At 64.2% G+C, this 12,638-nt stretch carries 15 protein-coding genes; 5 read left to right on the forward strand and 10 right to left on the reverse strand.

The window, feature by feature from the left end; all coding sequences use genetic code 11:
- Nucleotides 1-51: 51 nt before the first annotated feature.
- From FJ490_RS23710 to FJ490_RS23720, 3 genes are all read left to right on the forward strand, one after another.
- Complete coding sequence (locus FJ490_RS23710; protein WP_140729235.1) at nucleotides 52-1,026, forward strand: adenosine deaminase; 975 nt, start codon at nucleotides 52-54, stop codon at nucleotides 1,024-1,026.
- A 130-nt stretch (nucleotides 1,027-1,156) separates the two neighbouring features.
- The gene (gene upp / locus FJ490_RS23715; RefSeq protein WP_140496366.1) at nucleotides 1,157-1,786 is read left to right on the forward strand and encodes a uracil phosphoribosyltransferase; all 630 of its coding nucleotides are present in this window, start codon (nucleotides 1,157-1,159) and stop codon (nucleotides 1,784-1,786) included.
- Nucleotides 1,787-1,972: 186 nt separating this feature from the next.
- Nucleotides 1,973-2,536, forward strand: a complete 564-nt coding sequence (locus FJ490_RS23720) for a TIGR02281 family clan AA aspartic protease (RefSeq protein WP_140496364.1) — start codon at nucleotides 1,973-1,975, stop codon at nucleotides 2,534-2,536.
- A 30-nt stretch (nucleotides 2,537-2,566) separates the two neighbouring features.
- On the opposite strand, the gene deoA is transcribed toward FJ490_RS23720, so the two are convergent.
- From deoA to FJ490_RS23750, 6 genes are all read right to left on the reverse strand, one after another.
- Nucleotides 2,567-3,886, reverse strand: coding sequence for a thymidine phosphorylase (deoA, locus tag FJ490_RS23725; RefSeq protein ID WP_140729234.1), 1,320 nt, complete (start codon nucleotides 3,884-3,886; stop codon nucleotides 2,567-2,569).
- A complete protein-coding gene (locus FJ490_RS23730) occupies nucleotides 3,886-4,692 on the reverse strand; it encodes a purine-nucleoside phosphorylase (protein WP_140496360.1) in 807 nt (268 codons plus the stop codon). Before FJ490_RS23730 ends, deoA begins: the two co-directional genes overlap by 1 nt.
- Nucleotides 4,689-5,081: a cytidine deaminase gene (gene cdd, locus FJ490_RS23735; RefSeq protein ID WP_140665035.1), complete on the reverse strand. Its 393-nt coding sequence runs from the start codon at nucleotides 5,079-5,081 to the stop codon at nucleotides 4,689-4,691. Before cdd ends, FJ490_RS23730 begins: the two co-directional genes overlap by 4 nt.
- Before the next feature lie 65 nt (nucleotides 5,082-5,146).
- On the reverse strand, nucleotides 5,147-6,118 hold the full coding sequence (locus tag FJ490_RS23740; RefSeq protein WP_140665024.1) for an ABC transporter permease: 972 nt from the start codon (nucleotides 6,116-6,118) through the stop codon (nucleotides 5,147-5,149).
- Entirely contained in the window at nucleotides 6,119-7,258 is a 1,140-nt protein-coding gene (locus FJ490_RS23745; protein WP_140665027.1) for an ABC transporter permease, read from the reverse strand.
- Complete coding sequence (locus FJ490_RS23750; protein ID WP_140513932.1) at nucleotides 7,255-8,787, reverse strand: ABC transporter ATP-binding protein; 1,533 nt, start codon at nucleotides 8,785-8,787, stop codon at nucleotides 7,255-7,257. The genes FJ490_RS23745 and FJ490_RS23750 overlap by 4 nt, the downstream gene beginning before the upstream one ends.
- 213 nt (nucleotides 8,788-9,000) lie before the next feature.
- On the opposite strand from FJ490_RS23750, the gene FJ490_RS23755 reads away from it, so the two are divergent.
- Nucleotides 9,001-9,210, forward strand: coding sequence for a SlyX family protein (locus FJ490_RS23755; RefSeq protein ID WP_140513732.1), 210 nt, complete (start codon nucleotides 9,001-9,003; stop codon nucleotides 9,208-9,210).
- Between the two features lie 17 nt (nucleotides 9,211-9,227).
- The gene (locus FJ490_RS23760) at nucleotides 9,228-9,605 is read left to right on the forward strand and encodes a hypothetical protein (protein WP_140496352.1); all 378 of its coding nucleotides are present in this window, start codon (nucleotides 9,228-9,230) and stop codon (nucleotides 9,603-9,605) included.
- Here FJ490_RS23760 and FJ490_RS23765 read toward each other — a convergent pair.
- The 4 genes from FJ490_RS23765 to FJ490_RS23780 all read right to left on the reverse strand — a co-directional run bounded on the left by FJ490_RS23765 (nucleotide 9,600) and on the right by FJ490_RS23780 (nucleotide 12,388).
- Nucleotides 9,600-10,040: a GNAT family N-acetyltransferase gene (locus tag FJ490_RS23765; protein WP_224681353.1), complete on the reverse strand. Its 441-nt coding sequence runs from the start codon at nucleotides 10,038-10,040 to the stop codon at nucleotides 9,600-9,602. The two genes, FJ490_RS23760 and FJ490_RS23765, sit on opposite strands and share 6 nt — an antisense overlap.
- A 130-nt stretch (nucleotides 10,041-10,170) precedes the next feature.
- On the reverse strand, nucleotides 10,171-11,160 hold the full coding sequence (locus FJ490_RS23770) for a BMP family ABC transporter substrate-binding protein (protein WP_140496350.1): 990 nt from the start codon (nucleotides 11,158-11,160) through the stop codon (nucleotides 10,171-10,173).
- A 193-nt stretch (nucleotides 11,161-11,353) separates the two neighbouring features.
- Entirely contained in the window at nucleotides 11,354-11,671 is a 318-nt protein-coding gene (locus FJ490_RS23775) for a hypothetical protein (protein WP_140513730.1), read from the reverse strand.
- A gap of 129 nt (nucleotides 11,672-11,800) precedes the next feature.
- On the reverse strand, nucleotides 11,801-12,388 hold the full coding sequence (locus FJ490_RS23780) for a hypothetical protein (protein ID WP_246672763.1): 588 nt from the start codon (nucleotides 12,386-12,388) through the stop codon (nucleotides 11,801-11,803).
- Nucleotides 12,389-12,638 lie beyond the last annotated feature (250 nt).

Raw genomic sequence — 12,638 nt, forward strand, 5'->3', positions numbered from 1 at the left:
CGCTTCCAGGTGGCGGGTTTCGAGACCTGGACTGACCGACGGGATGTTTGAATGCCTTTGAAAGCGGAACTGCACTGCCACATCGAAGGGGCAGCGGCACCGGAACTCGTCATCCGACAGGCGCAGAAATACGGCAAGGACATCTCGCCCTATATCCAGAACGGCTCTTTCGTCTGGCACGATTTCACCTCTTTTCTCGCCGCCTATGATTTCGCCTCCGACCTGTTCCGGACCGAGGAAGACTATGCGCGGCTGGCTGACCATTATCTGACCAGCCTGGCTCGTGACGGCGCCATCTACTCAGAGGTCTTCACCTCGCCGGATCATGCCATGAAGGCGGGCCTGTCGCCCAAGGCCTATACTGACGCGCTCGGCGAAGGCATGGCCCGCGCCAAGGCCAAGACCGGCATCGAGGGCCGCATGATCGTCACCGGCGTGCGCCATGCCGGCGTCGAGTCCATCGAGCAGGCAGCGCGCTTTGCCGCGCGCTGCGGACATCCGCTGGTAACCGGCTTCGGTGTCGCCGGCGACGAGAGGGTCGGCGAGATGGAGGACTACGTCAGGGCATTCGAAATCGCCCGCGAGGCCGGGCTCGGCATTACCGTTCACGCAGGCGAACTGACGGGGTGGGAGACGGTCCAGGCGGCGCTCGATCACATCCGCCCGTCGCGCATCGGCCATGGCGTGCGCGCCATCGAAAACCCCGATCTTGTCCGGCGCATCGCCGATGAGGGCGTGGTGCTGGAATGCTGTCCCGGCTCCAATATTGCGTTGAAAGTGTTCGACAGTTTCGCCGCCCACCCGTTCCCCGCCCTGCTAGCGGCCGGCTGCAAGGTGACGCTCAACTCGGATGATCCGCCCTATTTCTGGACCTCGCTGAAACGCGAATACGACATTGCGGCCGAGTATTTCTCGATGAACGAGAAGGCGCTGGCGGCCGTTACCCGAACGGCCATCGAGGCCGCTTTCGTCGAGAGGAAGACCAAGGCAACGCTGCTCAGCCGGCTGGATGCGAAGGCCAGGTGAATGAAGGCTGGGTGGACAGGGAGTGGCCAGCAGTGAGCAGTTTGGCGGAGCGCGCATCGGGACTCGCAAATCGGCTCACTATTCACTACTCACTATTGGCTACTCACCACGAACCACGTCGGAGCACATCATGAAGGGCGTCACCGTCGTCGACCACCCGCTTGTCCAGCACAAGCTGAGCATCATGCGCAAGAAGGAGACATCGACGGCCGGTTTCCGGCGGCTGCTGCGCGAGATCTCGCTGCTGCTCGGCTATGAGGTGACGCGCAATCTCGAACTCACGACGACGACCATCGAAACGCCGATCGAAACGATGGAGGCGCCGACGCTGGAAGGCAAGAAGCTGGTCTTCGCCTCGGTGCTGCGCGCCGGCAATGGCTTGCTCGAAGGCCTGCTCGACCTGGTTCCGGCGGCCCGCGTCGCCCATATCGGCCTCTATCGCGACCATGAGACGCTGGAAGCAGTCGAATATTTCTTCAAGGCGCCGAGCGACCTCGCCGACCGGCTGGTCATCGTCGTCGATCCGATGCTGGCCACCGCCAATTCCGCCATCGCGGCGATCGACAAGCTGAAGGGGCGCGGCGCCACCAACATCCGCTTTCTGTGCCTGCTGGCGGCGCCCGAAGGCATCGAGCGCTTCACCAAGGCACATCCCGACGTTCCCGTCTTCACGGCTTCCATCGATCGCCAGCTCAACGAGAAGGGCTACATCATGCCCGGCCTCGGCGACGCCGGCGACCGCATGTACGGGACAAAGTGATTTACCGAAAGTTTACGCAACGGCGCGGTTTCGAGCGGCGTTAAAACGGCAAACACCATCCCGGCGTTAAGGATCGGCCTTCACGACAGCGCCGTGCGTCCTGTCGGACGCTGCGGCACTTTGATTTGCGCGTGATCCTTTCCGAAATCGATCCCGATTTTCGGGGTCATGCGCCGGGGCCGATCCATGCTGCGCAAGCTACTTATCCTCAGCGTCTTTGCCGGTACATCGGCATCCATCCCGATTGTCTATCAGTCGAATCCGCAGATGTTCGAAAGCCTGCTGAAAACGGCGGTGACGGCCAAGCCAGCGGCCGACGCCCGTCCGGAGGTCGCCTTGGCAGCGGCTCCCGACAAGCCGGTGGCGCCGTTGCCGATGGGCCGCAAGGTTGTCGTCACGGCCGACGCGCGAGGGCATTTCTCGTCGGCCTTCAAACTGAACGGACGCCAGATCGACGGCATGATCGATACCGGAGCGACACTGGTCGCCGTCAACACCTCGACGGCGCGCAGGATCGGATTGTCGCTGAACCCATCGGATTTCAGTCATGAGGTCAACACGGCCAACGGCACGATCAAGGCGGCGGTGGTGATGATCGACCGCTTGCAGATCGGCAGCATCACCGTCAACGACGTGCAGGCTATCGTGCTCGACGACAAGGCGCTGCACACCAATTTGATCGGCATGAGCTTTCTCAATCGGCTGGGCAAATATCAGGCCGAAAACGGCACGCTGCTTCTTGTCCAGTGAGCGGGCACGGCCGTTCGGGGCTGGGTCATATCAGCCACGCGGCAGGATGCGCCGGATGACCGACTTGTCGGCAGGCGGCTTGGAAGCGCCGATCGCATAGGCCGAAAGCACCGTTGCCGCCGCGGCTTCGGCGTCGGACACCGAGCGGGCATGGACCAGCGCCAGCGGCTCGCCAGCTCGAACCTCGGCGCCGACCGGCAACAGCCTGGTGATGCCGACCGCCGGGTCGACCTTGTCGTCTGGTCGGGTGCGGCCGCCGCCCAGCCCGACCACGGCAAGGCCGATATCGCGCGTGGCAATGCCGGTGACGAAGCCGTCCGCGATCGCTCTCACCGCGTGTTCCGTTGGCGCAACGGGCAAATATCGTTCCGGCTTGTCGATGAAATCGGCGGGGCCGCCGAGCACCGTCACCATGCGCGCGAAGGTGGCGGCGGCGCGGCCGCTGGCAAGCGTTTCGGTGGCCCGCCGCATGCCGTCCTGGTTGGACGGCACCAGACCCGCCGCCTGCAGCATTTCGGCGGCGAGCGCCAGCGTCACATCCTCCAGGCGCCGGTCGCGAAGGCGGCCGGTCAGGAAATCGACGGCGTTGCGCACCTCGACCGCATTGCCGGCGGCCGAGGCCAGCGGTTCGTTCATGCCGGTGATCAACGCCGAAACTTTTAATCCGGCGCCGCTTGCGACTTCGACCAGGCTGTTGGCGAGCGCCGTCGCGTCGCGCGACTTCTCCATGAAGGCGCCATTGCCGACCTTGACGTCGAGCACCAGCGAGCCCAGGCCCGCCGCCAGTTTCTTCGACAGGATCGAGGCGGTGATCAGCGGCACCGACTCCACGGTTCCGGTCACGTCACGGATGGCATAGAGCCGGCGGTCGGCCGGCGCGAGGTCCGCGGTCTGGCCGATGATGGCGCAACCCGCTTCCAGCACGGCCCTGCGAAACAGCGCGATGTCGGGCTGGCTGGCGTAGCCGGGGATGGAATCCATTTTATCCAGCGTGCCGCCGGTGTGGCCGAGGCCGCGGCCGGATATCATCGGCACATAAGCGCCGCAGGCAGCGACGATCGGCGCCAGCATCAGCGAGACGTTGTCGCCGACGCCGCCTGTCGAATGTTTGTCCGTGACCGGGCCGGGCAGGTCCGACCAGTCGAGCACGTCGCCGGAATCGCGCATGGCCAATGTCAACGCCACGGCCTCGTCGCGGCCCATGCCGTTGAAGAACACCGCCATGGCGAAAGCCGCGACCTGGCCATCGGTGACGGCGCCATCGGTTACGCCAGCGATGAAGTCGGCGATTTCGCGCGCCGGCAGTCTGTGGCCGTCACGCTTGTGGCGGATGATTTCCTGCGGAAGCATCAGTTCTCCAACAGTCCGTCGCGGAACACACGCTTCAGGATCGTCGCCAGCCGCGCGCCGCCGACCGGGGCCATATCCTTGGTCTCCTGGTGCGAAAGCTCGGCTCCGGTCATGCCGGCGGCAAGATTGGTGATGATCGAGCAGGCGGCGACACGCAGGCCAAGGAAGCGGGCAAGGATGACTTCCGGCACGGTCGACATGCCGACCGCGTTGGCGCCCATGATGCGCGCCATGCGGATCTCGGCCGGCGTTTCGAAGCACGGGCCGGAGAACCACATGTAGACGCCCTTGTGCAGCGCCGTGCCGGTCGCCTTTGCCGCCTGTTCGATCGCCTTGCGGATGCCGGCATCGTAGGCTTCGGTCAGGCCGACGAAACGGCGGTCGCTCGGCTCGCCGATCAGCGGGTTGGTGCCGGAGAAATTGATGTGGTCCGATATCAGCATCACCGAACCCGGCCCCATCTCCGGATCGACCGAGCCGGCGGCATTGGTGAGGATCAGCTTGGTGATGCCGGTGCCGGCAAGCACCTCCAGCACCGGCCGCATCGCCGCCGCGTTGCCGTGCTCGTAATAGTGGGCGCGGCCCGACAGCATCAGCACCGGCGTGCCGGCAAACAGCCCGACCACCACCTCTCCGGCATGGCCGGACACGCCGCTTCTGGGAAAGCCGGGCAGATCGGCATAGGAAACACGGATCGGGTTCTCGACCTGGCTGACCAGCCCTCCCAGGCCAGACCCCAGCACCAGCGCCGTGGTCGGCGCCAGGCCGTCCAGCCGTTCGATCAGATGGTCGAGCGCTTCCTTCATTTCAGCATGTCGCCGCGAAAGCCGTAAGGCAGCATGTCGTCCATGGTCACGGTCTCGGCGACGCCGGCATTGTCGCAGAGATAGAGTTTCGTTTCCGGACGGCAGAATTCGGCCAGCCGCTGCCTGCAGCCGCCGCAAGGCGAGCATTTGGCCATGCGCTCGGCAAGGACGGCGATTTCCATGATCTTGCCGCCGCCGCCCATGATATAATGGCCGAGCGCCGTCGTCTCGGCGCACCAGCCTTCGGGATAGGAAGCAACCTCGATGTTAGCGCCTGTGAAGACGCGCCCGTCCTCGGTGCGAAGTGCGGCACCGACCGGAAATTTCGAATAGGGGGCATAGGCCTTGGCCATGGCAGCCTTCGCCGCTTCGAACAATTCATGCGACATTTCGGTGTTCTCTCCGATGATCTTGTCCATAAGCCGGCGCGCCTTTTGCGTCGCGCCCTCGATCCTCAGCGTTCCTTGACATAGGGCACGCCGCCGGCGCGCGGCGGGATCGCCTTGCCGATGAAACCGGCGAGCAGGATGACGGTGAGAATATAGGGCAGGGCCTGCATGAACTGCACCGGCACCTTGCCGATGAGCGGCAGCGGCGAGCCTTGCAGGCGGATCGACAGGGCGTCGAGGAAGCCGAACAGCAGGCAGGCGAACATGGCGTTGACCGGCTTCCACTTGGCAAAGATCAATGCGGCCAGCGCGATGTAGCCCTTGCCGGCGGTCATGTCCTTCACGAAGCCGCCATTCTGCACCATTGACAGATAGGCGCCGGCGACGCCGGTCAGGATGCCGGTGCAGATCAGCGCCCTGTAGCGCAGCCAGGCGACCGAGATGCCGGCGGTGTCCACGGCGGCCGGGTTTTCGCCGACCGCGCGCAGCCGCAGCCCAAAGCGCGTGCGAAACAGCACCCACCAGGTGAAAGGCACCATCGCGAAGGCGAGATAGACCAGTATGGAATGGCCGGAGATCAGTTCCGCGTAGATCGGCCCGAGGATCGGCACGCCTCGGACAGCTTCGGCGCCGGGCCAGATGATCGCTTCGAACCGCTCGCCCGGCTGCAGCGCCGGGGTGCGCCCGCCCTGCTGAAACCATGCCTGGCCAAGGATGATGGTCGATCCGGCGGCGATGAAATTGATCGCCACGCCGGAGACGATCTGGTTGCCGCGATGGGTGATCGAGGCGAAGCCGTGGATCATGGCGAACGCGACCGAGATCACGACCGCCATGCCGAGACCGAGAAAGGCCGAATGGAACACGGAGGCCGCCGCCGCACCGGCGAAGGCGCCGACCAGCATCTTGCCTTCGAGGCCGATGTCGAAGATGCCGGCGCGTTCCGAATAGAGGCCGGCCAGGCAGGCGAGCAGCAGCGGCACCGAGAGGCGGATGGTGGAATCCAGCGTCTGGACGATCGCGTTGAAGGTGTCCATTCAGGCGCCTTTTCCCTTGACCGCTTCCATGCCGACCGACCTCGGGCTGAGCGAGGCGAACAGCGCCTGGATGTAAGGCCTGAACATGTGTTCGAGAGCACCGGCGAACAGGATGACCAACCCTTGAATGATCACGATCATGTCGCGGCTGATCGCAGGCATCTCGAAGGCGAGTTCGGCGCCGCCCTGGTAGAGCATGCCAAACAGGATGGCCGCCAGCACGATGCCGACAGGGTGCAGGCGACCCATCAGCGCCACGGCGATGCCGACGAAACCGGCGCCGCTGACGAAGTCGATCGCGACATTGTGCTGGTCGCCCATCACCGGATTGAGCGCCATCATGCCGGCGAGCGCGCCCGAGATCATCATGGCGGTGATGATGATGCGGGTTTCCGAAATGCCGGCATAGCGCGCCGCCTTTGGGCTGTGGCCGTAGGTACGCATCTCATAGCCGAGCTTGGTGCGCCAGATCAGCAGCCAGACCAGGAAGGCCATGAGCAGCGCGAGCAGGAAGGAGATGTTGAGCGGTGCCGAGCGGATCTTGGCGCCGAACAGCTCGATGACCCAGTTGAGCTTCGGCAATTCCGCGCCGGCGAGGAAATTGCGCGTCTGCGGCGCCTGCGAGGCTGGCGGCTTCAAGGGGCCCACCAGCAGGTAGACCATGATCGAAGCGGCGATGAAGTTGAACATGATGGTGGTGATGACGATGTGCGAGCCGCGCCTGGCCTGCAGATAGGCGGGGATCAGCGCCCACAAGGCGCCCACGGCCGCCGAAGCCACGATGGCCAGCGGAAATGTCAGCCACCATGGCAGCACGCTGTCGAAGGAGAGACAGACGATGGCGATGCCAAGGCCGGCGATGTAGGCCTGCCCCTCGGTGCCGATGTTGAACAGGCCGCAATGCGCTGCCACCGCCACCGAAAGCCCGGTGAAGATGAAGGTGGTGGCATAGAAGAGGGTGAAGGCGATACCTGTTCCCTTGCCGAAAGCGCCCTCGACCAGGATGACGGCGGCACGGAACGGGTTCTCGCCGACCAGAAGCACGACGAAGCCCGCGACGATGAAGGCCACAGACAGATTGATCAGCGGGATCAGCCCATAGTCGGCCCAGGCCGGCAATTTGGCATAGGGCGTGCTCATTGCGCCGCCTCCTGGCGCTCAACACCCGCCATCAGCAGGCCGAGCTCGCCCTCGCTCGCCTCCGGCCCGCGTTCGCCGACGATGCGGCCGGCAAACATGACCAGGATGCGGTCGGAGAGCGAGCGGATCTCATCGAGCTCGACCGACACGACCAGCACGGCCTTGCCCTGGTCGCGCATGGCGATCAGGCGCTTGTGGATGAACTCGATGGCGCCGACGTCGACGCCGCGCGTCGGCTGGCCGACGATGAGAACGCCGGGGTCCTGTTCGATTTCGCGCGCGAGCACGATCTTCTGCTGGTTGCCGCCGGAGAAGTTGGCCGTCTTCAGCCGAGGATTGCCGGGGCGGATGTCGTATTTCTCGATCTTGTCCTTGGCATCGGCAACGATGGCATCGATGTTGAGGAAGGGTCCTCTGAGGTAGCGGGGATCGTCATGATAGCCGAGGATGGAATTCTCGTTCTCCTCGAAGGCCAGCACCAGCCCGACATGATGGCGATCCTCAGGCACATGGGCGAGGCCGCGGTCGCGCAGTTCGCCGGGATCGGCCTTGCCGGTGAGATCGATCGGCTTGCCCTCGAGCATCACCGAACCGGAAACGGCGTGCCTGATGCCGGAGATCGCCTCGAGCAGTTCGGACTGGCCGTTGCCGGCGACACCGGCGATGCCGACGATCTCGCCGGCGCGCAGGTCGAAGGAGATGTCGTCGACCATGGTGACGCCGCGGGAATCCTTGACCGTCAGGTTCTTGACCGCGAGTTTTACCGCGCCGGCTTCCGCTTCGCCCTTCTCCACCCGCAAGAGCACGCGGCGCCCGACCATCAGCTCGGCCAGTTCCGCGACGGTGGTCTTCTTCGTTTCCCTGGTCGCCACCATCGTGCCCTGGCGCATCACCGAAACCGTGTCGGTGATGGCCATGATCTCGCGCAATTTGTGGGTGATCAGCACCACCGTCTTTCCCTGCTCCTTCAATTGCTTGAGGATGCGGAAGAGGTGGTCGGCCTCGGCCGGCGTCAGCACGCCCGTCGGCTCGTCGAGGATCAGGATCTCGGCGCCGCGATAGAGCGCCTTGAGGATCTCGACGCGCTGCTGCAGGCCGACCGGCAATTCCTCGACGATGGCGTCGGGATCGACCTCGAGGCCGTATTCACGCTCCAGCCGCTCCAGTTCGGAACGCGCCTTGGCGATGCTTTTCTTCAGCAAGGCGTCGCTTTCGGCGCCCAGGATGACGTTCTCCAGGACCGAGAAATTGTCGACCAGCATGAAATGCTGGTGCACCATGCCGATGCCGAGCGCGATCGCATCGTTGGGCGTGCTTATCGATGCCGGCTTGCCGCCGACGCGGATCTCGCCGCTGTCGGCCTGGTAGAAGCCATACAGAATCGACATCAGCGTCGACTTGCCGGCGCCGTTCTCGCCGACGATGCCGTGGATGGTGCCGCGCGCGATTTCCAGGTTGATGTCGCGGTTGGCGCGCACGGCGCCAAAACTCTTGTTGATGCCAATCAGTTCGATTGCGGCCAGTTCAATCGCGGCATGCGCCATGCAGCCTGTCCCACTCTTATTTTTTTATCGCTTGGTCAAAATGCCTAGCATGACGCTCCGCCCGTGCCAATTGGCCGGAGCAGCGTCCACTCTCGACAAATCCCGGCGCGCTTGTCAATTTCGAACGTGGCCGAAGCTCTCATATTCGCTAATATGGCAAGCCGATTTGACACTGCGCGCGATACCTGAGGACTTTGCATGACCATGCCCGCCGACCGGCTGACGACGCTGGAGATCCGCTCCGCCGAGCAGGAGAAGACCATCGAGGAGCTGTCCGGCCAGATCGCCGAGCAGTGGAAGGTGATCGAGCGCATGCAGCGCAAGCTCGACGCGCTGACCGACCGCTTCCTGGCGCTGGAGGAACAGGCGGCACCCGACGTGCCGGTGACTAAGCCGCCGCACTGGTAGGGGAGGGAAGTCGAGCGATGGCCAGCGATCGCATCGCAAGAGCCGGCGACTACGTGCTTGGCCTGATGAACGATGCAGAGCGCGAACGGGCCGAGCGCGATCTGGAGATCGATCCAGCCTTTCGCGATGCCGTGGTCCAGCTTGCTGAGCACCTGCATATTTTCGACCGCACCGAAGCCGCCGGTGGCGCGGAGCGCTGGCGGCAGATCACGCAGCGCATCGGCGACTTGCCGCAGATGCGCGCTGTCGGTCTTGAGGACGCTAAACCGGTGATCCGGGGCCCCGCCAAGCCGCATGATGTCGGCTTCTATTCTCTCGGCGACCGGCGCGGACTTGCGGTCGCCATTGGACTGGTCGTGGCTTTCGCATTGGGTTATCTGGCGGGAAAGCTATAGCCCACATTGGCGCGACATCAGCGCCATCGGCTCCCCGTTCTGCCTGAACGGCTCGACGACCATCCAACCAAGCCTCATGTAGTAATCGCGCGCCTCCCACGTGTAGAGATAAAGCGCCTCCACGCCGAGCGATGTGGCATGAGCTTCGATTGCCCTGACCAGCGCAGTGCCGATCCCTCGGTGCTGGTGCTCGGGAGCGATGGCCAGGCCGGCCAGCCATGGTGTCAGATCATGCGCCGGTTCGAGTTCGTCGCGGACCAGCAGGCAGGTCCCGACCGGCACGTCGCCGATCCGGGCCACGAACGCCGTTTCGAAGCCGTCGCCGTGCAGCAGTTTACGAAGTCCGGCCACGTCGTCGTCCAGCGTTCGTCCGGTGCCCGTGAAAAAGGCGGCAACGCGCAATCGCGCCACCGCTGCAATGTCACGTTCGTTCATGGGTTCGACTGTCAACTGCACCATTGGCCTGGGGTCGTGTTTCTTGCGAGACGTCTGCGTCTACCCGGCAGCGACTTCCAAAACAAAACCGCCGGGACCATGCCCGGCGGTTTGCTGTCGGTTTGGCAGATCAATACGGGCAGGCGTTGTCGGCGGTGTAGTCGTGCACCTCGACCTTGCCGGCGATGATGTCGGCCTTGGCCTTCTCGACCGCCGCCTTCATCTCGTCGGTAACCAGCGCCTTGTTGTTGTCGTCCATGGCGTAGTCGACGCCGCCTTCCTTGAGGCCGAGATTTTCGACGCCACCCTTGAAGGTGCCGTTCTTGCCGTCCATGAAGGCGGTGTAGACGGCAACGTCCACGCGCTTCAGCATCGAGGTCAGAACCTTGCCGGGCTGGAGGCCGTTCTGGTTGGAATCGACACCGATGCCGAGCTTGCCGGCATCAGCCGCCGCCTGCAGCACACCGACGCCGGTGCCGCCCGCGGCCGCATAGACCACGTCGGAACCCTGGTCGATCTGCGTCTTGGCGATCTCGCCGCCCTTGGCCGGGTCGTTCCAGGCGGCCGGCGTGTCGCCGGTCATGTTCTGGATGACGTCGGTCGCGCCTGCCGATTTGGCGCCGCCGACATAGCCGCATTCGAACTTGCGGATCAGCGGAATGTCCATGCCGCCGACAAAGCTCACCTTCTTCGTCTTGGAGGCCATCGCCGCCATGATGCCGACGAGATAGGAGCCTTCATTCTCCTTGAATACGAGCGAGCGGACATTGGGCAGGTCGACGGCATCGTCGATGATGGCGAAGTTGAGATCGGGATATTCGGTCGCGACCTTCTTCAGTGCATCCTCCCAGGCGAAGCCGGCCATGACGATCGGGTTGTGGCCGTCCTCGGCGAAGCGGCGCAACGCCTGCTCGCGTTGCGAAGCGTTGGAGACCTCGAACTCGACATAGGGGACGCCGGTCTCTGTCTTGAACTTTTCGGCGCCATGGTAGGCCGCCTCGTTGAAGGATTTGTCGAACTTGCCGCCGAGATCATAAAGGATGGCCGGCTGCACATCCGCGGCGAAAGCCGGAAGAACCATTGCAGTTGCGGCCAGAAGGCCGAGAACGATACGTTTCATGTGATCCACACCCTGTCGGTTATTTTTTTCCGTTACGCCCGCCCGCCTGCCCGGTTCTCCGGCATGCGCGCGACGTCAGCCAGGAGTGTATATTCCCCTCCCGCTCAGCGGCAATCTGGCACGGCCCGAAACAAAATTCACGTGGAATTTTGACCTTTTGGAAAAGCATGGCGGGGTGCGATGCCCGTGCCCTTCAGGCGAATTGCCCCGTGCGCCGCTGCCGCCTGTAGCCGATGGCGTAGAGCAGCAAGGCAAGCACCGCGAACACGGCAAAGCCCGGCTGGTTGAGCACCCAGGCGATGGCGCCGTCCCATAGCAGCGGGCCGGCCTTGGCGCGAACGAAGCTTTCAAAGGCGGCGCGCGTGTCGGGCGACACGGCCAGCCAGCTCGCATTGAGCGGGGTCAGCACCAGTGCCGAGGCGGCCACAGTGCGTGTCGTGTCAAGCACCGCCATGATGACCGAAATCGACAGCGCGACCATGGCCGCGAGACGAAAGACAAAGCGAAACATCAAAGACCTTTCCCCTGGCCGATCCTCAACATCCTCCCGAGGATCTCCGGCGGTGTTCCGAACGAGAAATAGAGCGCGCAGGCCCTATTCGCAATCACGGCACGCGAATTGAATCGCGGCCGACGCAGCCTAGCCGGCCGGCCTGCGCTTGCGCCGGTTGGCGAGCCAGACGGCGAGAATGCCGCCGGCAATGGCGCCGACCACCAGCCCGGCCAGGCCGATGAAGGCGGCGAAGTAGCCGCACGCACCCTCGAAGCAACTCACGTCGGTGATATCGGCGATGAGCGAACCGGCCAGGAAGCCACCCACCGCGCCGACGACCGCGCCGAGGATGATGCCGAGCAGCGCGGCGACAATGGAAACGAAGACCGACGGCGCTTCGGCTCGGGGCCTGGCATAAACGGTCTCGGCGCCGGAGCCGCGGCGCAACAGGTAGATGCAAAGCAGGCCGATGGCGATCTCGGCGGCGGTGATGGCCAGGTTTCTGGCGGAGAAGACGAAGCCCGGCACGGCAAGTGCGTAAGCGTGACTTGCCAGCAGCCAGATGATCGTGGCGGCCTGCCAGATGGTGAAATGGCTGGGGAAGCGCGCCGAACGGCCGAAGGCGAGGCCGAGCAGGTAAAGTCCCCATAGGATGGTGATGACGTCGGCGACGAGCCCGCTGAAGAGGAAATAGAAAACGGCGTCCGGCAGGCCTGAACTCCCCACCAGCCACAAGGCCGACGCCAGCCATTAGACCGACAGGGCCATGACGATAACGAGCCAGCCCACCGGGACGTAGGAAAGTCCGCTGTCCGGACGTCCGGCCGGGACCTTTCCCCCGGCTGGTGGCTGTCCGTTGTCCGGCGTACCGCCCGGAATTCCGCTGCTCGACGCCATGTTGCGACGATGCCCCCCGCAAAGCCTTTCGGACACTCGACAGGCCGCTCGGGACGAAGTCAAGCGCGGCTGGCCTCGCAGCCTTGCC

It is taken from the genome of Mesorhizobium sp. B2-5-11 (assembly GCF_006440835.1).
GTDB lineage: Bacteria > Pseudomonadota > Alphaproteobacteria > Rhizobiales > Rhizobiaceae > Mesorhizobium.

Excerpts from the sequence above, each read along its gene's own strand:
- deoA (WP_140729234.1), bottom strand. The coding sequence starts at position 3,886 with ATGCTTCCGCAGGAAATCATCCGCCACAAGCGTGACGGCCACAGACTG.
- cdd (WP_140665035.1), bottom strand. The coding sequence starts at position 5,081 with ATGTCGCATGAATTGTTCGAAGCGGCGAAGGCTGCCATGGCCAAGGCC.
- upp (WP_140496366.1), top strand. The coding sequence starts at position 1,157 with ATGAAGGGCGTCACCGTCGTCGACCACCCGCTTGTCCAGCACAAGCTG.
- FJ490_RS23760 (WP_140496352.1), top strand. The coding sequence starts at position 9,228 with ATGGCCAGCGATCGCATCGCAAGAGCCGGCGACTACGTGCTTGGCCTG.
- FJ490_RS23710 (WP_140729235.1), top strand. The coding sequence starts at position 52 with ATGCCTTTGAAAGCGGAACTGCACTGCCACATCGAAGGGGCAGCGGCA.
- FJ490_RS23770 (WP_140496350.1), bottom strand. The coding sequence starts at position 11,160 with ATGAAACGTATCGTTCTCGGCCTTCTGGCCGCAACTGCAATGGTTCTT.
- FJ490_RS23740 (WP_140665024.1), bottom strand. The coding sequence starts at position 6,118 with ATGGACACCTTCAACGCGATCGTCCAGACGCTGGATTCCACCATCCGC.
- FJ490_RS23720 (WP_140496364.1), top strand. The coding sequence starts at position 1,973 with ATGCTGCGCAAGCTACTTATCCTCAGCGTCTTTGCCGGTACATCGGCA.
- FJ490_RS23730 (WP_140496360.1), bottom strand. The coding sequence starts at position 4,692 with ATGAAGGAAGCGCTCGACCATCTGATCGAACGGCTGGACGGCCTGGCG.
- FJ490_RS23775 (WP_140513730.1), bottom strand. The coding sequence starts at position 11,671 with ATGTTTCGCTTTGTCTTTCGTCTCGCGGCCATGGTCGCGCTGTCGATT.
- FJ490_RS23755 (WP_140513732.1), top strand. The coding sequence starts at position 9,001 with ATGACCATGCCCGCCGACCGGCTGACGACGCTGGAGATCCGCTCCGCC.
- FJ490_RS23745 (WP_140665027.1), bottom strand. The coding sequence starts at position 7,258 with ATGAGCACGCCCTATGCCAAATTGCCGGCCTGGGCCGACTATGGGCTG.
- FJ490_RS23765 (WP_224681353.1), bottom strand. The coding sequence starts at position 10,040 with ATGAACGAACGTGACATTGCAGCGGTGGCGCGATTGCGCGTTGCCGCC.